This is a genomic window from Nocardia xishanensis NBRC 101358 (genome assembly GCF_001613365.1).
GTDB classification, from domain to species: Bacteria; Actinomycetota; Actinomycetes; order Mycobacteriales; family Mycobacteriaceae; genus Nocardia; species Nocardia xishanensis.
On the sequence record NZ_BDCF01000071.1, the window covers coordinates 1 to 23,534 of the forward strand.

17 protein-coding genes are annotated in these 23,534 nt (G+C 67.5%); 8 read left to right on the forward strand and 9 right to left on the reverse strand.

The genetic code is table 11. From position 1 onward, the window contains the following. The first annotated feature begins 126 nt into the window (after nt 1-126). The 6 genes from NX1_RS32510 to NX1_RS32535 all read left to right on the forward strand — a co-directional run bounded on the left by NX1_RS32510 (nt 127) and on the right by NX1_RS32535 (nt 8,542). Nucleotides 127-3,930, forward strand: a complete 3,804-nt coding sequence (locus tag NX1_RS32510; RefSeq protein ID WP_068068217.1) for a murein biosynthesis integral membrane protein MurJ — start codon at nt 127-129, stop codon at nt 3,928-3,930. Nucleotides 3,931-4,246: 316 nt separating this feature from the next. Further along, on the forward strand, nt 4,247-4,780 hold the full coding sequence (gene sigM / locus NX1_RS32515; RefSeq protein ID WP_068068220.1) for an RNA polymerase sigma factor SigM: 534 nt from the start codon (nt 4,247-4,249) through the stop codon (nt 4,778-4,780). Between the two features lie 120 nt (nt 4,781-4,900). Beyond that, the gene (locus tag NX1_RS32520; RefSeq protein ID WP_068068158.1) at nt 4,901-5,749 is read left to right on the forward strand and encodes an RsmA family anti-sigma factor; all 849 of its coding nucleotides are present in this window, start codon (nt 4,901-4,903) and stop codon (nt 5,747-5,749) included. An 88-nt stretch (nt 5,750-5,837) separates the two neighbouring features. After that, the gene (trxB, locus tag NX1_RS32525; RefSeq protein ID WP_068068161.1) at nt 5,838-6,824 is read left to right on the forward strand and encodes a thioredoxin-disulfide reductase; all 987 of its coding nucleotides are present in this window, start codon (nt 5,838-5,840) and stop codon (nt 6,822-6,824) included. A gap of 35 nt (nt 6,825-6,859) precedes the next feature. Beyond that, nucleotides 6,860-7,186, forward strand: a complete 327-nt coding sequence (gene trxA, locus NX1_RS32530; RefSeq protein WP_068068163.1) for a thioredoxin — start codon at nt 6,860-6,862, stop codon at nt 7,184-7,186. 159 nt (nt 7,187-7,345) lie between these two features. Beyond that, complete coding sequence (locus tag NX1_RS32535) at nt 7,346-8,542, forward strand: N-acetylmuramoyl-L-alanine amidase (RefSeq protein WP_068068166.1); 1,197 nt, start codon at nt 7,346-7,348, stop codon at nt 8,540-8,542. Nucleotides 8,543-8,600: 58 nt separating this feature from the next. Here NX1_RS32535 and NX1_RS32540 read toward each other — a convergent pair whose 3' ends face one another. The 9 genes from NX1_RS32540 to rpmH all read right to left on the reverse strand — a co-directional run bounded on the left by NX1_RS32540 (nt 8,601) and on the right by rpmH (nt 18,856). Further along, nucleotides 8,601-9,329, reverse strand: coding sequence for a hypothetical protein (locus NX1_RS32540; RefSeq protein ID WP_068068169.1), 729 nt, complete (start codon nt 9,327-9,329; stop codon nt 8,601-8,603). Nucleotides 9,330-9,579: 250 nt separating this feature from the next. Continuing rightward, nucleotides 9,580-10,605, reverse strand: a complete 1,026-nt coding sequence (locus NX1_RS32545; RefSeq protein WP_068068171.1) for a ParB/RepB/Spo0J family partition protein — start codon at nt 10,603-10,605, stop codon at nt 9,580-9,582. 70 nt (nt 10,606-10,675) lie between these two features. Beyond that, nucleotides 10,676-11,626: a ParA family protein gene (locus tag NX1_RS32550; RefSeq protein WP_245668827.1), complete on the reverse strand. Its 951-nt coding sequence runs from the start codon at nt 11,624-11,626 to the stop codon at nt 10,676-10,678. Nucleotides 11,627-15,174: 3,548 nt separating this feature from the next. Beyond that, nucleotides 15,175-15,966 carry a 16S rRNA (guanine(527)-N(7))-methyltransferase RsmG gene (gene rsmG, locus NX1_RS32555; protein WP_084501929.1) on the reverse strand — a complete coding sequence of 264 codons (792 nt, stop codon included), beginning with the start codon at nt 15,964-15,966 and terminating at the stop codon, nt 15,175-15,177. A gap of 177 nt (nt 15,967-16,143) precedes the next feature. Continuing rightward, a complete protein-coding gene (locus NX1_RS32560; RefSeq protein ID WP_245668829.1) occupies nt 16,144-16,650 on the reverse strand; it encodes a Jag family protein in 507 nt (168 codons plus the stop codon). 124 nt (nt 16,651-16,774) lie between these two features. Continuing rightward, complete coding sequence (yidC, locus tag NX1_RS32565; protein WP_068068179.1) at nt 16,775-17,863, reverse strand: membrane protein insertase YidC; 1,089 nt, start codon at nt 17,861-17,863, stop codon at nt 16,775-16,777. Nucleotides 17,864-17,867: 4 nt separating this feature from the next. Further along, entirely contained in the window at nt 17,868-18,221 is a 354-nt protein-coding gene (gene yidD / locus NX1_RS32570; protein WP_068068182.1) for a membrane protein insertion efficiency factor YidD, read from the reverse strand. Continuing rightward, a complete protein-coding gene (gene rnpA, locus NX1_RS32575) occupies nt 18,218-18,691 on the reverse strand; it encodes a ribonuclease P protein component (protein ID WP_068068189.1) in 474 nt (157 codons plus the stop codon). The genes yidD and rnpA overlap by 4 nt, the downstream gene beginning before the upstream one ends. A gap of 21 nt (nt 18,692-18,712) precedes the next feature. Next, complete coding sequence (rpmH, locus tag NX1_RS35775; RefSeq protein ID WP_006550910.1) at nt 18,713-18,856, reverse strand: 50S ribosomal protein L34; 144 nt, start codon at nt 18,854-18,856, stop codon at nt 18,713-18,715. A gap of 606 nt (nt 18,857-19,462) precedes the next feature. On the opposite strand from rpmH, the gene dnaA reads away from it, so the two are divergent. Further along, nucleotides 19,463-21,481 carry a chromosomal replication initiator protein DnaA gene (dnaA, locus tag NX1_RS36720; protein WP_068068193.1) on the forward strand — a complete coding sequence of 673 codons (2,019 nt, stop codon included), beginning with the start codon at nt 19,463-19,465 and terminating at the stop codon, nt 21,479-21,481. 842 nt (nt 21,482-22,323) lie between these two features. Further along, nucleotides 22,324-23,499: a DNA polymerase III subunit beta gene (dnaN, locus tag NX1_RS32585; RefSeq protein ID WP_068068195.1), complete on the forward strand. Its 1,176-nt coding sequence runs from the start codon at nt 22,324-22,326 to the stop codon at nt 23,497-23,499. Nucleotides 23,500-23,534: the final 35 nt, after the last annotated feature.

Below are 23,534 nucleotides of genomic sequence, written 5' to 3' on the forward strand. Positions count from 1 at the left end.
GGACGACCCGCGCCGCAGGCCAGCGTGCCGCCCGGCCAAGACAGGCCGATCCCGCGCCCCCCGGCGCCGCCGCAGCGCTTCGCTCCGCCGCCCAAGTACGCCCCGCAACAGCCCAACCCGGCCCCGTTGCGGTCACGTCCCGGACCCCCGGCGCGCAACACGGCCCAAGCCGACCGTCCGCCGACGCACGAGTGGGCGGTCACCGAGGCCGAGCCGGAGGCGCCCGAGAGCAAAGAAAGCAAGGAGAGCACGAACGCTCGGCTGCTCAGGGACTCCGGTTCGATCGCGATCGCGACGCTGATCAGCCGCGTCACCGGTTTCGGCAAGCAGCTGCTGCTCGCCGCGGTGCTCGGTCCGGCGATCGCGAGTGCGTTCACCTCGGCGAGCCTGATCCCGAACATGATCACAGAGCTGGTGCTCGGCGCCGTGCTGACCGCGATGGTGGTGCCGACGCTGGTGCGCGCCGAGAAGGAGGACCCCGACGGCGGCACGGCCTTTGTCCGCCGCCTGGTCACGGCGGCTTTCGTGGTGCTGATGGGCGCGACGCTGCTGGCGACGGCCTCGGCGCCGTTGCTGGCGACGCACGTCTTCGTCTCCGCCGACGGCAAGGTCAACACCCAGTTGACCACCGCGCTGACCTTCTTGTTGCTGCCCGCGATCCTCTTCTACGGCATGTCGGCGCTGTTCACGGCGATATTGAACACCCGCCAGGTGTTCAAACCCGGCGCGTGGGCGCCCGTGCTGAACAACATCGTCGTGCTCGTCGTGCTCGGCCTCTACGCGGTGACGCCCGGTGAGATCACGCTCGATCCGGTGAGCATGAGCGATCCGAAACTTCTTGTTCTCGGTATCGGCGTCACGCTCGGCGTGTTCACCCAAGCGGCGACCCTGCTGCCCGCGATCCGCCGCGAGGGGATCGACCTGCGGCCGCTCTGGGGCGTCGACACCCGGCTCAAGCAGTTCGGCATGATGGGCGCGGCCATCATCCTGTACGTGCTGATCAGCCAGGTCGGCCTGGTCTTCGCCAACCACATCGCCTCGACGGCGGACGAGGCGGGCCCGGCCATCTACTCGCTGGCCTGGCTGCTGCTCCAGCTGCCCTACGGCGTCCTCGGCGTCACGGTGCTCACCGCGATCATGCCGCGGCTGAGCCGCAACGCGGCCGAGGGCGATACACCCGCCGTCGTCGACGACCTGTCCGTCGCGACCCGCCTCACCATGATCGCCCTTGTTCCCGTTGTCACCTTCCTGACGCTCGCGGGACCGCAGCTCGGCGAGGCGCTGTTCGGGTACGCGCGGTTCAGCGGCGACGCCGAACGCCTCGGCTACGCGGTGAGCTGGTCGGCCTTCGCGTTGATTCCCTATGCCCTCGTGCTGATCCATTTGCGGGTGTTCTACGCCCGCGAGCAAGCGTGGACGCCGACCTGGATCATCCTCGGCATCACCGCCGTCAAGATCGCCTTCTCGGCGCTCGCGCCGCTCATCGCGGACAACAGCGATCAGGTCGTCATCGTGCTCGGCGTCGCCACCGGCCTCGGATTCACCGCGGGCGCGATCATCGGCGGCTACCTGCTGCACCGCAGTCTCGGCGATCTGCGGATGGCGAACGTCGGCCGCACCGTCACCCGGGTCGTGCTCGCGTCGATCGCGGGCGGCGCGGTGATGTTGATCGTGGACAAGGTGCTCGGCCTGGAACGGCTATCGGAATCCATGGGCGGTCCCGGCTCGCTGATCCGCGTGACGATCACGGCGATCGTCATGTTCGCGACGGCGTTCGGACTCATGCGCCTGGCCGGTATTCCGGAGATCGTCGCCATTACCGTGGCCATCTCCCGGCGCCTCGGCATCACGCCGCCCGCACCGGATCTCGACCTCGAGGGACCGGTCGAGGACGAGTTCGCCACGCAGGTCTTCCGCAGGCCCGATCCGTACATGTACTCCGGCTTCGATCCATACCTGGATTCCCAGGCCACGATGGTCTTGCCCGTGATCAGACCGGATGCTGTTGACCGCACCGGGCGGGGTGAGTTCCCGTACCCTGTTCGGCAGAGAAGCACAAGTGGCGAATTCGCCGTAACTTCGACATACCAGGGCGAAGGAGGAACCAGGGTGAGCGACGACGCGGCGGTGGGCGGCGTCCCAGCCGCCGATCCTTCTGCGACCAAGGCCGGCGGCCTGTCCACCGACCAACCGCCCGCCGCGGAGAACCCGTCGGATTCCGAGCATACGAACGAGGAAGCGATCGGCACTCCCCCCACCGACGGGCAGCGCGGTCCGCACGATTCGTCGCACCAGGCGCCGCCGCGCGACCCGATGTACGACACCGGAATGATTCCGATTCCGCAGCTGCCGCCCACCGCGCCGGAAGCGACGGGTGCACGTCGAATTCCGCGCGGCCCCAAGCTGATTCCGGGCGCTTCGGTCGCCGGTGGTCGCTACCGTCTGCTCGCCAGCCACGGCGGCGCGCGCGGACTCAAGTTCTGGCAGGCGCTCGACATCAAACTCGACCGCGAGGTCGCGCTCACCTTCGTCGACGCCGACCAGAAGGCCACCGACAACTCCGGCCACGACGGTCCTCAGGCCATCCTGTCCCGCACGCTGCGGCTCGGCCGGATCAATTCGCCCGGCCTGGCCCGCGTTCTCGATGTGGTGCGCGGCAGCTCCGGCGGCATCGTGGTCGCCGAGTGGACCCCGGGTCGCTCGCTACGCGAGATGGCCGAGACGGTGCCGTCGCCGATCGGCGCGGCGCGCGCGATCCGCGCGCTCGCCTCGGCGGCCGAATTGGCCCACCGCGGTGGCGGTTCGCTCTCCATCGACCACCCGGACCGGGTGCGCATCAGCGCGACCGGTGACGCGGTGCTCGCCTTCCCCGGCACGCTGTCCGATTCCGACGCGCAATCCGACGTGCGCGGTCTCGGCGCCATGCTCTACGCGCTCATCACCGCGCGCTGGCCGATCCGCTCCGGCGGCATGACCGGCACCGCGGCCACTGTCGGCGGCCTGCGCCTCGCCGACTTCGGCCCGGACGGAACGCCGGTGGAGCCGAGACAGATTCGGCCCGAGGTGCCCTTCGAGATCTCCGCGGTCGCGGTGCGCTCGCTGGAGTCGAACAAGGGCGTGCGGACCGCGGCCACCGTCCAGCACGTGCTGGAGCAGGCGTCGGTCGTCGACCAGAAGACGGATTTCATTCCGGTGCTCCGGCTCGGGCAGCGGGCGCAGCCGGTCAACGCGGACGATTCGCTGGCCGATCCGGAACTGCTCGCCGCCGAACGCGAGCGGTCGCAGCGCATGATGTGGATCATGGTCGGCCTCGGCATTCTGGCCGCGCTGGTTGTCGGCATCGTGATCTGGTGGATGGTCAGCGTTTTCGCGCCAGGCGCGTCCGACGCACCGATCGACGAATCGCGCAATATCGGTCTGACCACCGACAGTTCACCCTCGCCGACCACGCCGCCGGGAGCGATCCCCGGCAACCAGGCGTCCGGTGGCGGCGTCCCGGTCCCGGTGACCGGCGCGACGGTGTTCTCCCCGGAAGGCACGCCGGACAACGTCAGCGGCGTCGGCGCGGTGCTGGACAACGACCCGGCCACCGTCTGGCGCTCCGATCAGTACTTCCAGCAGTTCCCCGCGCTCAAGAAGGGTGTGGGGCTGCTGGCCACGCTGCCGAGCCCGGCGAAGCTGACGAACGTCTCGATCACCTCGCCGAGCCCAGGTACGTCCGTGGAAATCCGTACCTCGCCGACGAATTCGCCGACGCTGGATCAGACCCAGCTGATCGGCGCCGCCCAGCTGACCGACGGGACCACCCAAATCCCGGTCAGCGCAGACCAGTCCGCTCGCTACGTGCTCGTCTGGATCACCGGTCTCGGCAACTCGGGAAGCCAGTTCCAGACGACGATCGCCGATCTGCGGTTCGACGCCGCGCCCTGATTCCATTCGGCCCTCGGGCCGAATTCTCGCCTGTCCCGGCGTATCCCATCCCGAGCGGTCTTGTTGCTGCCACTTCGGAATGCCCGATATGATCGGCTCGCGCTCTCAGTAGGGGAGCTTCCCGGGACCTGGTTTTTTCGATCCCGGATGCTGCGAAATTTTTTTCGGCGACGACCGCTCGGTGCTGTCGTCGGTTGAGCGCACGTCCGAGGGGTTGGTCTTGTCGTCCGAATTGAACGAGGATTCCCACGCGGGAAGTTCGCGGGTCGCGTCCCGCGAGCGCTCGTTCGCGCTCGGCGAGCGCACCGACAAGGAGTTGCTCGACGCCCACGCGCGCGGCGAGCGCCACGCCTTCGCCGAACTGCTGCGCAGGCACAACGACCATCTCTGGCAGACCGCGCTGCGCACCTCCTACACCCGCGAGGACGCCGCCGATTCGCTTCAGGACGCACTGCTTTCCGCACACCGCACCGCGGGGTCTTTCCGCGCCGAGGCCGAGGTGCGCAGCTGGCTGCACACGATCGTGGTGAACGCCTGCCTGGATCGGATCCGGCGCAACAAGACTCGGCGGGCGATCCCGCTGTCACCGGAGACGCTGCCGGAGCCGCGCGACGAACGCGACGAGTTCGCCGAAGTGGAGATGTCGATCGTCGTGGATCGCGCGCTGTTCTCGCTGCCGCCCGATCAGCGCACCGCTCTGGTCGCGATCGACCTGGAGGGGTATAGCGTGTCGGAGGCGGCCGCCATGCTGGGGGTTCCCGAGGGCACCATCAAGAGTCGCTGTGCCCGCGGCAGGCAACGCCTGCAAGAACGGTTGGATTTTCTCCGTGATCCGGGGAACCGGAAGTAGTGGCGATGCGTCATTAATAGTGACGAACACCTGAGCGATGTAGATGTGGTGCCCGCTAGTTCGCGCGGCCCGACCGCGGCAGACAAGACAGTTACGTCGGATGAGAACACTGGAGGTGCGATGGCGACCCGGTCCGTACCGCAGCCTCCATTTTCGCCGGAACTGCTGGCCGACCTGCACGCCGACAACGTCGATCCCGAACTCGGCGCACGACTGTGGCCCGCCGTCCGCGCCGATTCGGACGCCGTGCGCTACCTGCGCTCACTGGACGAGGTGACGACCCGGATTCGCGCCTTGCGCGCCGACGAGCACGTTCTCCATCCGATGCCCGACGACGTCTCCGAACGCCTCGCGGCCTTCGTCACCGAACTCGAGCTGGGCGAGGAGCCGACCGAGCGGGTCGCCACCATTCATCGGCTCGGCGCCGCGGCCTCCGGGAACGGCGCCGCACCCGGACACGACGCGGCCGCCGAGAACCACACCCAAGCACTCAGCGCGCCAACGCCTTCCGAGGAGCCGACGGAGCGGCTCGCGACACCCGTATCGCTCGACGAACGTCGCGGAAGACGGTTGCGCTGGTTCGCGGCCGCGGCGGCCGTCCTCGCGGTGATCGCCGGAACCGGCCTCGGCGTCCAGCTGTTCCGCGGCGGCGAAGTGACGCCCACCGCCCAACCCACGCCTAGCAATGATTCTCTCGGCGAGGATCTGACTCCCACGGCCGCGCTCGCCGCCCTCGGCCGCAACGACGTCACCGGACCGCTCGGCAACCGAGTCGCACTCGAACGCTGTGTCGCCGCCGCCGGCCTCGATCGTGGCGTCCTCGGGTCGATGAACATGAAGTATCAGGGTAGGGACGCGGTGCTCATCCTGCTCACCGGTCCCGCGCAGAACAAGGTCACGGCACTCGTGGTCGGCCCAGGCTGCACCGCGGGCGACCCGCAGGTGAAGAACGTCACCGACATCGGCTGACCGCGTACGGCCGGACCGGCTCGGGAACAACAACGTTTACGCTGTTGTTGACCGTCACGTTCCCCCCAGATCTTCTCGGAAGGGCCCCATGAGCACGCCAGTTCGCGACCTGATCATCGTCGGCTCCGGCCCCGCGGGCTACACCGCGGCCGTCTACGCCGCCCGCGCCGAACTCGAGCCGTTGCTCTTCGAGGGCACCCAGTTCGGCGGCGCGCTGATGACCACGACCGAGGTCGAGAACTTCCCCGGCTTCCGCGCCGGCATCATGGGCCCCGACCTGATGGACGAGATGCGCGAGCAGGCCAAGCGTTTCGGCGCGGACATCCGCACCGAGGACGTGGACGCCATCGACCTGAGCGGGCCGGTCAAGACGGTCACGGTGGGCGATCAGACCTACCAGGCGTACGCGGTCATCCTGGCCATGGGCTCGGCCGCGCGCTACCTGAACGTCCCCGGTGAGCAGCGACTGCTCGGCCGCGGCGTGAGCGCCTGCGCCACCTGTGACGGCTTCTTCTTCAAGGGCCAGGACATCGTGGTGGTGGGCGGCGGCGACTCGGCCATGGAGGAGGCGACCTTCCTCACCAAGTTCGCGTCGAGCGTCACCATCGTGCACCGCCGCGAGGAGTTCCGCGCGTCGCGGATCATGCTCGAGCGCGCCAAGGCCAACGAGAAGATCAAGTTCGTGCTGAACGCCGAGGTGGCCGAGGTGCACGGCGAGAACGCGGTGACCAGTCTCACGCTGCGCGACACCCGCACCGGCGAGACCTCCGAGCTGGCCGCCACCGGCCTGTTCGTGGCGATCGGCCACGACCCGCGCAGCGAACTGGTGCGCGGCCAGGTGGAGCTGGACGACGAAGGCTACGTGCAGGTCGAGCACCCGACGACGGCCACCAAGGTTCCGGGTGTGTTCGCCGCGGGCGACCTCGTCGACCACACCTACCGGCAGGCCATCACCGCCGCAGGTACCGGCTGCCGCGCCGCGATCGACGCCGAGCGTTGGCTGGCCGAGCAGGGTGACATCACCGCCAACACCCTGGACGCCGCGGGCCAGCCGGTCGCCGTGCCGTCCAACTGATCTTCGCTGTCACCGATTCACCAAGGAGAAAACCCATGTCCGAGAACACGGTCACCGTGACCGACAAGTCCTTCGCCGACGAGGTGCTGCTCAGTGAGAAGCCCGTGCTCGTCGACTTCTGGGCGGATTGGTGCGGTCCGTGCAAGATGGTGGCCCCCGTGCTCGAGGAGATCGCGAGCGCGAACTCGGACAAGCTGACCGTCGCCAAGCTGGACGTGGACGCCAACCCGGAGACGGCCCGCGAATACCAGATCCTTTCGCTGCCCACTATGATGCTTTTCCGCGGCGGTAAGCCGGTCAAGCAGATCGTCGGCGCCAAGGGCAAAGCGGCCCTGCTCCGCGAACTGGAAGGCGTGATCTGACGGCGCGATTCCACGACGCGCCGTAGGATGCCTGGCACCCCCGTAATTGTCGGATTCCGGGGCAGGTCTGAGACAATCGACCGACGCTCCGGTCGTGCGAGGGTGTATGCCGTCGCATGAGTGGGTACCCGGGTTGACGGAAGGAAAGGGCTCTCACGCATGCACCGACTTCGTCACGGTGATACCGGTCCAGCCGTCGCTGAGGTTCGGAGCACCCTGGCAAGTCTCGGCTTCCTGCACACACACGCTATCGGCGCCGATCAAGGCGACGCACGCGAGTACTGGAAGGACACCGAAGCCTCCTTCGATCATCACCTCGACTCCGCGGTCCGCGCGTTCCAGCAACATCGCGGACTGCTCGTCGACGGTGTGGTGGGTCCGGCCACTTACCGGGCCCTGAAGGAGGCGTCCTACCGGCTCGGCGCGCGCACCCTGATCTATCAGCTGTCCGCGCCGCTGTACGGCGACGACGTCGCCACGTTGCAGCGCAAACTGCAGGACCTCGGCTTCTATGTTCATCGGGTGGACGGGTACTTCGGCCCGCACACTCATGAGGCGCTCAGCGCGTTCCAGCGCGAGATCGGCCTGTCCGCCGACGGCATCTGCGGTCCGGACACGCTGCGTTCGCTGGAGTTGCTCGGCGCCCGCGTCACCGGCGGCAATCCGCACCGCATCGCCGAAGAAGAGGTGGTGCATCGGGCGGGGCCGCAGCTCACCGGCAAGCGGATCGTCATCGATCCCGGCCTCGGTGGTCCCGACAAGGGATACGCGGTGCCGACCGAATTCGGCGACGTCTACGAGTCGGAGATCCTGTGGGATCTGGCCAGTCGGCTGGAGGGCCGGATGGCCGCCACGGGCATGGAAACCTTCCTTTCGCGGCCGTGGGGCGCCAATCCCACCGACGCCGAGCGGGCGGAGACCTCCAACGCCTTCGACGCCGATCTGATGATCTCGCTGCGCTGTGCCACCAACCCGAGCCCCTCGGCGAACGGTGTGGCCAGCTTCCACTTCGGCAACTCGCACGGCTCCGTCTCGATGATCGGGCAGGTGCTGGCCGGGTTCATCCAGCGCGAAGTGGTGGCTCGCACGTCGTTGCAGGACTGCCGGACGCACTCGCGCACCTGGGATCTGTTGCGGCTCACCAAAATGCCCACCGTCCAGGTCGACATCGGTTACCTCACCAACGAATACGACGCCTCGGTGCTCACCAATCCGCGGATGCGCGACGTCATCGCGGAAGCCATCCTCATCTCGGTGAAGCGCCTGTACCTCTTGGGCCAGGACGATCAGCCCACCGGCACGTATACCTTCGCCGAGCTGTTGGCCGAAGAACTGGCCGCCGCCGACCGGTCCTGAGTTCCATCCAGCGAGACGAATGCCCCTGCCGACTCCGGTCGACAGGGGCGTTCTCGGCTCAGCGGGCGCCCGCTCTGGTGGGAACCGTCATGGACGCGGCGGCGAGCAGCTGGTCGAGCGCGCGCTCCACGTCTTCCTTCCAGCCGTGATCGGAATTCAGCTCCAAGCGCAGCCGCGGGAAGCGATGGTGCGGCGCGACCACTTCGAACCCGAACTCCTCCAGCAGGTCCGCTTCGATCATGCAGGTCTGCGGTGAGCATTCGGTGGGGGAGGCCGCGGCGGAACCGCGGACCGGCGCGCCGATCCGTTCCATGAGCGTCATCGAACCGACTAAACGGTCCGAAAGACGGGTGGCCGGCGGCTCGGAGCGAATGCCGAACGCTTCCAAGGCCCGGACACCGCGGCGCACCAGATCCGACACCACGGCCTGCACCAGGCGGTGCGCGATGTCTTCGTCCCGGTGCGGGAATTCGGTCCGCAGTGTCGTCAGGAGGATGGCGTCCGGGCTGACAGGGGAGGTCGGAAACAGCGACGCGCGCGGCACGGCACTCGGCGGCGAATAGAGCGCACAGCCCGCCACGTTGCCGTCCACGTGCGCCACCTGGCCGCACGAGCCCCACTCCAACATGACCGTCGACAGCCAGGCTTCCTTTTCGAAGACCGGATCACTGAACGACCGTGAGTCCTCCGCGACGGCGGGATCGATCTCCCAGAAGACACAGCGACGAGCATGCGCGGGCAGCTTGTCCAGTCCGCCGAGAGTAAGTGCTGTGACGCTGGTCGACACCGCTCTGCTCAGCCTCCAGCTGTCCGATTCATCCACGCTCACGCCGCATCAACGTTTTCTCGCCAGCAAGAATAAGCGATCAACCGAACCCGCCTCATTCCACGTCGCTGTGCTGTTGGTCCGAGTTTTCGTGCCGGGCCGCTGGCGCGCGCAATGCCGGTGCGGCACCGCGGTTTTCGACGCCGTCACAGTGACGTTTCGACGTCGGGCCCGTACTTACGGTGAACACGGGGTTATTTTGCCTTTTCTGTCACTGACCGAGCTGCTGTTGCTCCATCAGACCGACGATGCGTTCCAGATCTTCCACCGACCCGAACTCGACGACGATCTTGCCCTTGCGCTTGCCGAGGCTCACGGTGACTCGGGTGTCGAACGAATTCGACAGGCGCTCGGCCACGTCCTGCAAGCCGGGCATGTGGATCGGCTTACGCCGGGGAGCCGGGGGAGTGGCCGCATCCGGGTCGCGGTTGGCCAGCGTGACGGCTTCTTCGGTGGCCCGCACGGAGAGCCCCTCCGCGACGATGCGAGCGGCCAGCACCTCCTGTGCGTCGGCGCCCGCTTCCAGTCCGAGCAGGGCGCGCGCGTGGCCGGCGGACAGCACGCCCGCCGCGACCCGCCGCTGAACCGGGATCGGCAGCTTCAGCAGACGGATCATGTTCGTGACGACCGGACGGGATCGACCGATCCGGGTGGCCAGTTCTTCGTGGGTGACGTCGAATTCCTCGAGCAGCTGCTGGTACGCGGCCGCCTCTTCCAACGGATTCAGCTGCACCCGGTGGATGTTCTCCAGGAGGGCGTCGCGCAGCATCGACTCGTCGGCGGTCTCCCGGACGATCGCCGGGATCGCCTCCAGACCGGCCTCCTGGGAGGCCCGCCAGCGCCGCTCGCCCATGATCAACTGGAAGCGGTCGACGCCCGGCTCGACGCGGCGCACCACGATCGGCTGCATGAGGCCGAACTCGCGGATGGAGTGCACCAGCTCGGCGAGCGCCTCTTCCTCGAAGACCTGGCGCGGCTGCTTCGGGTTCGGCTCGATCTGGTCCGGCGGAATCTCGCGATAGAGCGCGCCGCCGGGGGAGGCGAGCTCGGCCTGGTCGGAGGCTTCGGCGGGATCGGGGACGCGATGCAGGTACGCCGAAGCGGGCTGCGGACCGACGGGGTCGAGACCGATCACGACGTTGGCCGCGGCGCTGCCGAGACCCTGCGTGGCCGCGGGCCCCGTCGGGATCAGCGCGGCCAGACCACGCCCTAGCCCACCCTTCTTCGCCTGAGTCATCGGCCCACCGATCCCTTCCCTCGTTCGCCACCGATCCGGGTCACGCCGACCCGGGTCACCAGTACCCGAATCACTCCGCGCCGTTCGCGGCCTGCCGGGCCATCGCCCGCTGGGCCATTTCACGTCCGGCGTCGAGGTAGCTCATCGCACCCCGGGAGCCTGGATCATAATCGAGCACGGTCATGCCGTAGCCCGGAGCCTCCGAGACTTTCACGCTGCGCGGAATCACCGAGCGCAGCACCACATCGCCGAAGTGGCCGCGCACCTCCTCCGCGACCTGGTCGGCGAGCTTGGTGCGACCGTCGTACATCGTGAGGATCACCGTCGACACGTGCAGCTCGGGGTTCAGGTGGGCCTGCACCAGGCCGATATTGCGGAGCAGCTGACCGACGCCCTCCAGCGCGTAGTACTCGCACTGGATCGGGATCAGCACCTCCTTGGCGGCGACGAGCGCGTTGACCGTCAGCAGGCCGAGGGAAGGCGGGCAGTCGATCATCACGTAATCGATGTCGTAGCCCGCGATATTGGCCTCTTGGATAGCCCCCTTGAGGCGGCCTTCCCTGGCGACCATCGAGACGAGTTCGATCTCCGCACCCGCGAGATCGATCGTCGCCGGGATGCACAGCAGCCGCTCGTTGTGCGGACTCTGCTGGATGGCGTCCTTGACGGAGACCTCGCCGATGAGCAGTTCATAGCTGGAAGGGACACCCGAGTGATGCTCGATGCCGAGCGCAGTGCTGGCATTGCCCTGCGGATCGAGATCGATCACGAGCACCTTCATCCCCTGATGCGCCAGGGCCGCGGCAAGATTCACCGCCGTGGTCGTCTTGCCGACCCCGCCCTTCTGATTCGCGATGGTGATGATCCGTTGCTCGCGAGGTTTAGGCACTGTCACCTTTCCTGGATGCAATATCTGACTTGCGCGCTGAGCTTCGGCCGCGATCGGGGTCTCGCTGGGGGAGATGTGCCCGAACGGCGTGCTTCCGAAGGCATCCGCGTCGAAGTTGCTGGAGTCCAGCATCCCCGGCACGCGCGACATGGTTTCCCGTGAAACATTCGCCGGACCGCTCGACATAGACAGCTCCTAACCCGAGAACTACAGACCACGTGCTCTCGGCCTATGCCGACGCCGTGTCTTAAACAGCCTGTGTCGGATCGAACATGATGATGCTCCGCCAGGACGGCGCCCGATCAACCGAGCGGAGCTGTCCCGCACACCCACATCCCACCGTGGCACCAACGCTCACGCCCGACGCACACTAGCTTGCCAGCACTGAGCGCTAGAAGAAAGTTGAATCGCGGCGACACGCAGATAGCGGCGAATCAACGTTGCGCACCGCAGGAATTCCGGCGGGGAGGGGTGGTTTTCGCTGGGGGATTGGGGTTCGGGAACGGTGGGTTTGGGTTCCGGGTGGGTCGAGGGTCGTGGGCTGGTGCGGTTTCGTTAGCGCAGGCGGTCGTTTTGTTCGATTCGAGGCTCGTTGCGGCGTTGTGGGATGCGGATCGGTGTGTCCGTTAGGGCAACGGGCGGGCGATGTTTCACGTGAAGCAATGCGTCTCGATGCGGGACCGGGTCATCGGCATCGGCATCGGCATCGGCATCGGCATCGGCATCGGCATCGGAGGGTGAGTTATCAATAGAGGCAAGGGAGCCCCGGAGTCGAATCTCTGATGCGCGATCGACGGCGCACCGCTGCACTCGCCGCGCGGCCGCCCTGACTTAGCCGACACGGAAGATCTCTCCCTCGACGGGAAGACTTTCTCCGAGTCATCCCGGCACGACCGTTCTGCCGCAGCCGATCCGGCGCACCCACTCTCAGCGCCGCTGACTCGACACAGCTGACTCGGTCGACGCGACCACAGAATCACGACGGCGCCGCCGCCAGGAGCCAACCGACGCGGCTGGACCGTTCGGAACTCGACGGCGAAAGCAACCGAACCGTAATACCCGTCAACGAGCGCCGAGCGAGTCGACTTCGATGGAAGTCTGAGGCACCCCACGCGTATCGACTCTCACCAGTTCGACTGCCAACGCTTGGCATCGATGCTTCACGTGAAACATCGATCGAACGCTCCCGTCTCTCCCAAGGGGGAAGCCTCGGCTCAGGCCGGGATCACGCCGCAAAGCTTGTTCTCCCCATCCTCATCCACCCATCCCCTCGCCGCGACGGTGTGAATCGCGTTGCTGCCGGGCCGCATACGCAGCCACACGCCAACGCTCGACTTCCCCAGCCACGTATGACGGGATAAACGCCAGCGCGTCCTTCCAAGAGCGCCAAGGCAGTCCTCGTCAGTTCGCTCGCACAAGCCTGCCCGCATCGCAGCCCTGCCTCGTCTGAATGATCTACAGCTCAACTCCGATCCCACCCTTGCCCGAGCGCCGCACCGCTTTGAGTCCAGCCAGGCTTCACCTCCCCGGTGGTGCCAGGCTCCAACTCCAACTCCCACTGCGGCTCCGGCCTGCGCTAGGGCACCAACATGCCCGGACGATCAGAGCCGATGTTTCACGTGAAGCATTGGCAGTGCCCGAGCAGCCGCCGCGCCCACATCGCGGCACGACCCCCGATCGCGCTCGGTCGAATCGATCGGTCGCGTGCGGCTATCGGGGACGGGAGCAGGTGGCGCACTGCGAGTGCCGACTCCCTATTCACAGCGATGGATCTCAAGTGAGCGCCGGACCGACGGCTGGTTGTGCCGACCCGCGAATGCTCCGCGTCGGCGCGATGCCACGTACGCCGGGATGGTCGGCCTCGGCGATGACGGCAAAGCGCCGGTGCTGGTGACCGTCTCGCTGGGAGAGTCGGGCATCGCAGCCCGCTCGTCGGGGACCGACTTTCCTGCCGCCCGGGTGCGGCGGGGAGCCCGGGTGCGGCGGAGAGCCCGGGTGCGGCGGAGAGCCCGGGTGCGGCGGAGAGCCCGGGTGCGGCGGAGAGCCCGGGTGCGGCGGAGAGCCCGGGTGCGGCGGAGAGCCCGGGTGCGGCGGAGAGCCCGGGTGCGGCGGAGAGCCCGGGTGCGGCGGAGAGCCCGGGTGCGGCGGAGAGCCCGGGTGCGCTCGCATTCGCTCGCGCAGCTCCACGCACCGGGCGAACCGAGGCTGATGTTTCACGTGAAGCATTGGCGTGGGACGCATCTGCTGTCTCGTCCGCAAAGTGGCGCGGTCGCTCGATCACGGTCTCTCGAATCGATCAGTCGCGTGCGGCGGTTATCGGGGGAGGGGAGCGGATGGCGCGTTGCGGGGTTCGCCTCCCTCTCTTCACGGGAATGGATCTGCCAGAACGCGGGGACCCAGGGTTTCCTTCAGGAGCCGCGATTCCGTCGCCTCGGCGCGAATGCCGCGCCGGGGATAACGGCCTCGGCGGGGGCTGGTGTCGCGGCCCGGCGGCCGTCTCGCTGGGTAAGGCACGCGCCTCGCTCCCTCGCGGAGCGGCTTAGGCGTTCGCGCCTCATCCGCGACGGGGCCCAGAGCAGCCCTCACAAAGGCTCGACTCTGCCGGGTTTAGGCGGACCGACGGCTTCTTCGGCGGACCCGCAATTGCCCCCGTCGGCGCGAAGGCCCACACGCCGGGGGTGCCAGGCATAAGCGGCGGCGCTGGTGACCCTCTAGCTGAGACGGGGGCCGCGGCTCGCTCCGCGAGGAACGTCATCTGCTTTCACGCCCTCCTGCGGCAACGGGCGCACGGCAGACCCGGCCCCAACCCCCGACCTCCTGTCGGCGTCATCCACTCCTTGCCAGACAGTTACAGCGAGATCGACAGGCACTCACAACGAGACGCCATCCAGACCTTGCCGGCCTGTCGGCATGACTCGCTCTGCCGTGGCGACTAGGCAGCCTGTTTCATGTGAAACATCGGACGTGCCCGCGCGCACGAGTCCACGGAATGCACCACCAGCCGAACCACTCGGGTCGAGCTCCAACCTTGAACGCTCCAGCTTCCACCTGGCCCCTGTCCGTCCGCCGCTGCTTCCGTCGACAACGGTTCGTGGGAGGCCACCACCAGTGCGATGCACACGGCACGTGAGAGCTTCGGCCCCCGTCGCGAGGCGGCGAGAGGAGCCGTCCCGCCGAGACGGCCCTGGACCCCTATCTCGGCGACTGGACCGCACGCGTCCGCCGCACCTCCATGCGCACCGAGACATGGCGGCACCTCAGTCCGTTGACCCCCCGCACAGCAACCGCCAGATGCCTCGTGAGCGACCATTCAGGCTTCGGGGGCAGGATTCATACACCGCATGGCAATGGTCCACACAGGACGCCACAGGGCACCCATACGCCCCTACAGCGGGTGAATAGTCCCGCGCTCAAATAGGGGCGCGGCCTCTCGACGACCGGCGAGCGCCCACTCATCGGAGCGCGGGCGCATCCATCACCCTGGGACGAAATCGACCAACCGGCCAGCCGGACCGAATCCCTGCGCGGCACTGAAGCAAACGAGTCGACGGCCGGAAGCAGGCGTCCCCATGGCCCAGTCGGTCCGAACTCGAAGACCGGTCAGGCCCCGCGATCAAGGCAACCGGTCACCCGGTCGGCCTCCGACGGATCGAGCCTCACACGAACGAGAAAGACTCCGCCTACTTCCCACCCGCTCGCCGCCGCTCGACCCCGCGGCGCAGCACCCCTCCCTCGGATCGACCGCCCCGGCGCGACCCTTCCTTCTCCGCACGACGTCGGGGCGCGCGTTCCGCCCGTGGCAAGCGTTCCGCGCGGATCACCACCGTCGGCGTTTCCAGCACACCGACTCCGCATTCGAGGACTTCGAACTTCCCCGCGCCCGCTTGGGCGAGCGACTCTCCGTCGCGCTCCAGTTCTTCGGCTGCGCTCACCCCCTTCAGGGCGAGCATGTGGCCGTGGTCGCGGAGGAGGGGGAGAGACCACTGGGCGAGTTTGGCGAGCGGTGCCACGGCGCGAGAGGTGACGATGTCGGCGCCGCCGGCTTCTTTCATCACGCCGGATTGTTCGGCGCGGCCGCGGACGACGGTGATGTCCAGTCCGGCCGCTTCGATGAACTCGCTCAGGAAGACGGTGCGGCGCAGCAACGGCTCGACCAAGGTGATGCGTAGGTCCGGGCGGGCGATGGCCAACGGGATTCCGGGTAGGCCCGCACCGCTGCCGATATCGACGACGGTCGCCCCTTCTGGCATGAGCTCGGCGACGACCGCGCAATTGAGGATGTGCCGATCCCAGAGCCGGGGCACCTCGCGGGGGCCGATGAGACCGCGCTCGACACCGGCGGTCGCGAGGGCGGCGCAGTACCGGCGCGCGATATCAAGCCGATCGCCGAAGACCGTGGCGGCCGCCGCGGGCGGCTCCAGCTCGGTCGGCAGCGCGGCGCTTCCACCGATTTCTCGTTCCACGTGAAACATCCTTCCGAGCTCGAGGTCGAACACATTGCACAAGGGGGAGGAGGGGGTTGCACGCCTCGACCGAAAGGCCGCAGCGTCCCCGGCATGGAGAAGGCCCCCGGTCCGAAGACCAGAGGCCAATCCAATCATCAATCGTCAGCGTGACGAAACGCGCCGTCCACTGGGTAGCCCCGGCGATCAGCCCGGAACGACCACCACGAAACGGTTGGGCTCCACGCCCTCGCTCTCGCTGCTGACTCCGTCGATCGCCGCGACGGCGTCGTGCACGATCTTGCGCTCGAACGGCGTCATCGGCGTGAGCGATTCCGGCTCACCGGATTCCAGCACCCGCTTGGCGGCGGCGGTGCCGAGTGCGCTGAGTTCGGAGCGGCGCTTGGCACGCCAGCCCGCGACGTCCAGCATCAGGCGGCTGCGCACACCGGTGGCCTGCTGCACCGCGAGCCGGGTGAGCTCCTGCAGCGCGTCGAGCACCTCACCGTTGCGGCCGACCAGCTTCGACAGGTCGCGTCCGCCGTCGATGCTCACCACGGCCCGGTCGCCCTCGACGTCCAGGTCGATGTCACCGTCGAAGTCGAGCACGTCGAGCAGCTGCTCCAGGTAGTCGCCGGCGATCTCGCCCTCTTCGATCAGGGCTTCCTCGGCATCGCTCGCCACATCGCCGGTATCCGCTCCGGCGTTCACCATCGTCGTCGCCACGGTGGCGTCCCCTCCGTCGGTTTCAACAGTCATTTGGATTCCTTCATCTGTCCATCGCGCGCGCCGGGCGCTCGGCGTCGGGCGGTAGCGCGATCCAAGGGTGGCTCGGCGGTCAGCGGCGACGCTTCTGGTTGGCCCGGCCCCTGCTGCCGGAGCGCTTCTGCCCACCGGGCCTGCGCTGTCCGGAGGCCTTGCTCGCCGCGGACTTCGGGGTGCCGTTCGTCGACGGTTCCGCATCGGACGTCTCGGCATCGACGGCGGTCTCGGCCGCCGCCGGCTTCTTCTTCGTACTCACCGGCTTGACGCCGGGCTTGGGCGCGTTCTGCGCGCGCTGCTCGAGCTTGGCCTGCTTCTTGGCCTCTTCTTCTTTCGCCATGCGGCCAAAGACGAGGTGCTGCTGGCCGTAGGTCCAGATGTTGTTGGAGACCCAGTAGATCAGGATGGCGATCGGCAGGAACGGACCACCGACGAGCACGCCGAGCGGGAAGACCCAGAGCGCCAGCTTGTTCATCATCGCCGCCTGCGGGTTCGCGGCGGCTTCCGGGGTCTGCCGCGCGACCGAGGCGCGAGCGTTGAAGTGGGTCGCCAGACCGGCGATCACCATCAGCGGGATGGCGACGAGGGCGATGCTCAGCCGGCTCGGAACGCCGCCGTAGTCGGCGAAGGCGAGCAGTTCGTTGGCCGGGGTGGTGATGAACGCGGAGATCGGCGCGCCGAAGATGCGCGCGCTCAGGAAGGACTGAACGTCGGCCGCGTTGAAGACGTAGTTCGCGGTGTTCGCGTTCTCCTCGGGCGTCATGCCGAGCTGGCCGAACCCGTGGCCGGTGCGGTTGAACGAACGCAGCACGTGGAACAGACCCAGGAAGACCGGCACCTGCGCCAGGACCGGCAGGCAGCCCATCAGCGGGTTGAAACCGTGCTCCTTCTGGAGCTTCTGCATCTCCACCGCCATCTTCTGGCGGTCGTTCTTGTATTTCTTCTGCAACTCCTTGATCTGGGGCTGCAACTCCTGCATCTGCTTGGTCGTCCGCACCTGCTTCACGAACGGCTTGTAGAGCACGATGCGCAGCGTGAAGACCAGGAACACCACCCCCAGCGCCCATGCCAGGCCGCTGTCCTTGCCCAGGCCAGGAATGGCCGCGAAAGCACGGTGCCAGAACCACAAGATCCAGGACACCGGGTAGTAGATGAAGTCGAGCACGGCTCTATGCACTCCCGTCGTTCGTGTCGCCGATCGCCGCGGGCGGCGATCCTTTACAAGCGTGTGGCGCCGACGTCGGGGCGTCGGCCGCAGCCTCGTTCCGTCCGCGCTGCTTGCGCTCGGGAACGGGATCCCACCCACCAGGGTGCCAGGGCGCGCATTTGGCCAATCGCACGACCGTCAGTCCGAGGCCGATGAACAGCCCTCGGGTTCGCAGCGCGGTCACCGCGTATTCGCTACACGTGGGGGTGAAGCGGCACACCGGCATCCGGGTGGGGGAGACATAAGTCCGGTAGAGCTCGATCAGGAAGATCAGCGTACGAGCGGGCAGCCGGGCCAGGGGGGCGGCGAACTTCACGACGAGACGTCCGCGTCAGCGGGCACGACGGCGACGGGTCGGCCCCGTCCGTCGGTCCGGCCGGGAGCCTGCGCGACACCGAGTTTGCGCAATCCGCTGCGCAACTGCCGCAGCAGTTCGTCGGATTCCGCGTTCGCGGCGCCGGGCAAGGCCCGGATCACGATGTCGGCGTCCGCGGGCAGTTCGCTGATCACCTTGGCGCACATATGACGCAGGCGGCGGGCCACCCGGTGTCGAACCACCGCGGAGCCCACCGCCTTGCTGACAATCAATCCGAACCTCGGCCCGCCGACGCGAACGATCGCTCCGGTTGCTACCGGAGCACCGTGTCGTTCGTCAGCGCCCACAACTCCGTCATACCCGTGCACGAGCGCGTGTACGACCAGATCTCGCCTCCCGATTCGCTGGCCACGGCGCACCGTCCGGGAGAAGTCGGCACGATGATGCAACCGATACGGCTCAGGCAACACCCGAGCGTCCGAAAGCGAGGATCAGGCAGTGAGGGAAGCGCGGCCCTTGCGGCGACGCGCCGAGACGATGGCGCGACCCGCACGGGTGCGCATCCGGAGGCGGAAGCCGTGAACCCGCGCCCGACGACGGTTGTTCGGCTGGAACGTCCGCTTGCCCTTGGCCACGGTCAACACTCCTCGAGTTGGTGGGCACCGTTCGGCGCCCGAAGCTTGTCGGTGATACGTATGTGCGCGATGAATCGCGATGTCATCATCGGCGCGCGTCGGTCCTGGCGCACACGGTCGTCAACGACCTCACACGGTCAGCACAGGACCGCCACCGCACCAAGGGGTGACTGTACGAGGGTACTGATCGGCTGCTGACGGGTCAAACTCGGCCCCCGAGGCCGAATCGATGGCCCCGGCGGGCGACGCGCCCGGGCGTGTTCGTGACTTCGTCCACACCCCTAGGCGTCCACGAGGCCGCTCCGAGCGATGCGTTGCCAGATGGTTGCTGAAGAACCCCAGGTCGGGGCACGATCCCCGCGAACTCCGAGCCCGAGTCACATTTCCCCAGGGTTTTCCACATCTGTGGATAATTGTGTGGAAAGACCCCTGGAGTGGCATATTCGTAGGCCGACGGCGCCAACGCCGCTGCCTTGGTACGGGGGAATCCGAGCAGCGTCCACACGGCTACGGACGTACGCGGGATCACAGGATAGCCCATTCTCGAGCCTGCTCGCGTACCCCGGCCGTCTGCTCCTATCGACCTACGTCCGGGGAGGAAACTGCATGGACGACGAGCAGAACGTGTTGGCCACCGTGTGGCCCGAGGTAATCGCCGAGCTCACCACCGGTTCCGACGACGGCTCCATCGCGGCGGTGACCCGAGCACAGCAGGCCTGGCTGAAACTCGTCAAGCCGATCACCGTGGCCCAGGGCTTCGCCCTGCTCTCGGTGCCCTCGTCGCTGGCCCAGGAGGCCATCGAACGCGATCTGCGCGAACCCATCCTGCGCTCGCTCGCCCGCCGGCTCGGTCCCCAGGTCGAGGGCCTCGGCGTGCGGATCGCGGCGCCCGCCACACCGAGCGCCGATCGTTCCACCGCCAATCCACGCCACGCGAGGATGACGAGCCGCCCCGAGCGAAGCAGGGAGACGGCACAGCGAAACCGAGAAGCGCAGCGCGGCAGGGAGACGCAGCGCGGCCCGATCGGCTTCCCGTCCGATCCGCCGAGCCGCACCGACTATCCGGCCCCGAGGTACGCGCAGCAGTCGGACTTCGCGCCTGCGCCGGACTACGCGTCCGACTATCCCCAGGCTTCGGACTACGCGCCCGCCGCCGAGTACTCACACGCACCCGAGTACACCGCGGACTACACCCCGGCGCCGGACTACCCGAGCACGGACTACCCGAACGACGACTATCCGACCGCGTCCTACCGCGCGCCAGTCGTCGGCGACTACCCGGGCTCGGCCGAACCCGGCGCGCAGATCCCTGACGTGTCGATCGCGCCGCGGCGCGATCAGGGGTTGGGTTCGCGACGCGATTCGACTCCGCCGGGCCAGGAGTCGCTGTTCACCCCGGAGCCAGCCGCACCGATGCGCGGGCCCGCCCGGATGCCGTTGCGCGAAGCCGCGCCCGCCGCGGCACACGAATCGGTCCGCGAACCCGGCGAAGCGCTGCGCGGCGAGCAGCCCGACGACGAACCGGTCGTCAACGTCCGCAACAACTGGCCGACCTACTTCAACAAGAGCCAGGAGACCCCCGCGCCCGCGAACTCCTCGGCCAGCCTGAACGCGAAGTACACCTTCGAGACGTTCGTCATCGGCGCATCGAATCGCTTCGCGCACGCCGCGGCGGTGGCCATCGCCGAGGCGCCCGCCCGTGCCTACAACCCGCTGTTCGTGTGGGGCGCCTCCGGTCTCGGCAAGACGCACCTGCTGCACGCGGCGGGTCATTACGCCCAGCGGCTGTTCCCCGGCATGCGGGTGAAGTACGTGTCTACCGAAGAGTTCACCAACGACTTCATCAACAGCCTGCGCGACGACCGCAAGGTGGCATTCAAGCGGCGCTACCGCGAGACCGACATCCTGCTCGTCGACGACATCCAGTTCATCGAGGGCAAGGAAGGCATCCAGGAGGAGTTCTTCCACACCTTCAACACGCTGCACAACGCGAACAAGCAGATCGTCGTGTCCTCCGACCGTCCACCCAAGCAGCTGGCCACCCTGGAGGAGCGGCTGCGGACGCGGTTCGAGTGGGGCCTGATCACCGACGTGCAGCCGCCGGAACTGGAGACCCGCATCGCCATCCTGCGCAAGAAGGCGCGGATGGATCGGCTCGACGTGCCGCACGACGTACTCGAACTGATCGCCAGCCGGGTGGAACGCAACATCCGCGAGCTCGAGGGCGCTCTCATCCGGGTCACCGCGTTCGCCTCGCTCAACGGCCAGCCGCTGGATCTGCCGCTGGCCGAAGTGGTGCTGCGGGATCTGATGCCCGACACGGCCGCTCTGGAGATCAACGCGGCCACGATCATGGCCGTGACCGCGGAGTACTTCAACACCACGCTGGAGGAGCTGACCGGGCCGGGCAAGGCGAGGCCGCTGGCGCAGGCCAGGCAGATCGCCATGTACCTGTGCCGCGAGCTCACCGACCTATCGCTACCGAAGATCGGCCAGGCATTCGGCCGCGACCACACCACGGTCATGTACGCGGAGAAGAAGGTCCGCAAGGAGATGACCGAACGGCGCCGCGTCTACGACCAGGTCCAAGAACTCACAGCCCGAATCAAACAGCGCTCGCGCTGAGCGCTCTCCACAACCCGGCACCGCCTCTGACCAGGGGCGGTGCCTTTTTATGCGCTGTGGATTCCTCGAGGAATCCTTGTGGAGTCCTCGAGGAATCCCACGGTTTGTCCACCGATTGGTGCACAGGACTGGGGATGGACTTGCGGGCCGTCACTCACAGCCGGATATCAACATCATCCCATCGATGTCTGCCCACAGGCTCTGACCTGCCTCGTCTCGGTCAGGCGCTTGTGGAATCCTCGAGGAGTCCGTGTGGAGTCCTCGAGGATTCCTCGAGTTGTCCACCGAACGGTGCACACGTGTGAACAACAGGGTGAATCCAGTGGAACAACTCGAGGACGGCTCGAGGATGAACATGGGACAGTTTTCGGACCTCCACAGACGCCTCCAATTCATCCTCGAGTCACCCGACGGCCATCCCCACGGCACCACACCCCCGGACCAGCGCAAACGGGCTCAGTCCACAGATTCCACAGTGCCTACTACTACTTCAGTTCTTCTTCATATAGATCTCTCTTCAAAACAGGGTGTGTGGAAAGTCGGTCGAGCGACGTCTCGTCCGGAGCCACTCGTCTGCACAGGCAAGGAGAAGAGCGGGATGGGTATGTCCGCACACGGAGTCGTCCGCTTCGGACACGCGAGCGCGAATCGAGGGTCGGGCTAGGTAGCCGCGCCAGACGCGGGTACGTTTTATGTCGGTCGCCTGTGCCAGACTGCTGGCGCGGCCGATCCAGCACCCCCTGACGAGAACCACACGCTGTCGAGCCAACAAGCTGTCGAGCCACAGTGCTCGGACGGAAGCCACACACGGATCACGGAACCGGGAGAGGACAGATCGGGCGATGGAGCTTTCGAGCATGAAGTTTCGGGTCGCCCGAGAGGATTTCGCGGAATCCGTCGCCTGGGTCGCGCGCAGCCTGCCGTCCCGGCCTCCTGTCCCGGTGCTGGGTGGTGTGCTGCTGGTCGCGAGCGAGGACGGACTGACCGTCTCGGGATTCGACTACGAGGTCTCCGCGCAGATGCGCGTAGCGGCCGAGGTCGCCGGTCCCGGTGAGGTGCTGGTGTCCGGCCGCCTGCTCGCCGACATCACCAAGGCGCTGTCCAACAAGCCGGTGGACGTATCGGTCGACGGCACCCGCGTGCTGATCTCCTGCGGCAGCGCCAAGTTCTCGCTGCCGACCATGCCGGTCGAGGACTATCCCCAGCTGCCCGAAGTCCCGCAGCAGACCGGTGCATTGAGCGTCGACGTCTTCTCCGAAGCCGTCGGACAGGTCGCCGTAGCGGCGGGCCGTGACGACACCCTGCCGATGCTGACCGGTATCCGCGTCGAGATCGAGGGCCCACAGGTCGTTCTCGCGGCCACCGACCGCTTCCGGCTCGCCGTGCGCCACATCGAATGGCAGCCCTCCCGCACCGATATCGAGACTTCGGTGCTCATTCCGGCCCGCACGCTGTCCGAGGCCGCCAAGACGCTCGGCCCCTCCGATGCCCCCGTGCAGCTTTCGCTCGGCACCGGCGCGGGCTCGGACGGTCTGCTCGGCATCGTCAACGCGGGCCGCCGCACCACAACCCGCCTGCTCGACGCGGAATTCCCCAAGTTCCGTCAGTTGCTCCCCAAGGAGCACACCTCCATCGCCACGCTGGAAGTCGCGGCGCTGACCGAGGCCATCAAGCGCGTCGCCCTGGTCGCCGAGCGCGGTGCACAGGTCCGCCTGGAGTTCTCCAGCGAGGGTCTGCTGCTGTCGGCAGGCGGCGACGACGCGGGTCGCGCCGAGGAGTGGCTGCCCGCCGATTTTCGCGGCGAAGCGCTGACCATCGCCTTCAACCCGGGTTACCTGGTCGACGGCCTGTCCGCGCTGCACTCCGACCGGGTCACCTTCGGGTTCACCACCCCCAGCCGTCCCGCGGTGCTGCTTCCCGCGAGCGAGGAGGAGCCCGAGGTGCTCGACTCCGGCTCCTTCGCCGCGCTGGCCAGCTCCTACATCTACCTGCTGATGCCGGTCCGGCTCCCGGGCTGAGCATCTGTGCGTGAACCGGTGCCGTCGCCCGTGGT

Coding starts and splice junctions, on each gene's coding strand:
- NX1_RS32520 (WP_068068158.1), top strand. CDS start 4,901: ATGGCGACCCGGTCCGTACCGCAGCCTCCATTTTCGCCGGAACTGCTG.
- trxB (WP_068068161.1), top strand. CDS start 5,838: ATGAGCACGCCAGTTCGCGACCTGATCATCGTCGGCTCCGGCCCCGCG.
- trxA (WP_068068163.1), top strand. CDS start 6,860: ATGTCCGAGAACACGGTCACCGTGACCGACAAGTCCTTCGCCGACGAG.
- NX1_RS32535 (WP_068068166.1), top strand. CDS start 7,346: ATGCACCGACTTCGTCACGGTGATACCGGTCCAGCCGTCGCTGAGGTT.
- NX1_RS32545 (WP_068068171.1), bottom strand. CDS start 10,605: ATGACTCAGGCGAAGAAGGGTGGGCTAGGGCGTGGTCTGGCCGCGCTG.
- NX1_RS32550 (WP_245668827.1), bottom strand. CDS start 11,626: ATGCTGGACTCCAGCAACTTCGACGCGGATGCCTTCGGAAGCACGCCG.
- rsmG (WP_084501929.1), bottom strand. CDS start 15,966: ATGTTTCACGTGGAACGAGAAATCGGTGGAAGCGCCGCGCTGCCGACC.
- NX1_RS32560 (WP_245668829.1), bottom strand. CDS start 16,650: ATGGTGAACGCCGGAGCGGATACCGGCGATGTGGCGAGCGATGCCGAG.
- dnaA (WP_068068193.1), top strand. CDS start 19,463: ATGGACGACGAGCAGAACGTGTTGGCCACCGTGTGGCCCGAGGTAATC.
- dnaN (WP_068068195.1), top strand. CDS start 22,324: ATGGAGCTTTCGAGCATGAAGTTTCGGGTCGCCCGAGAGGATTTCGCG.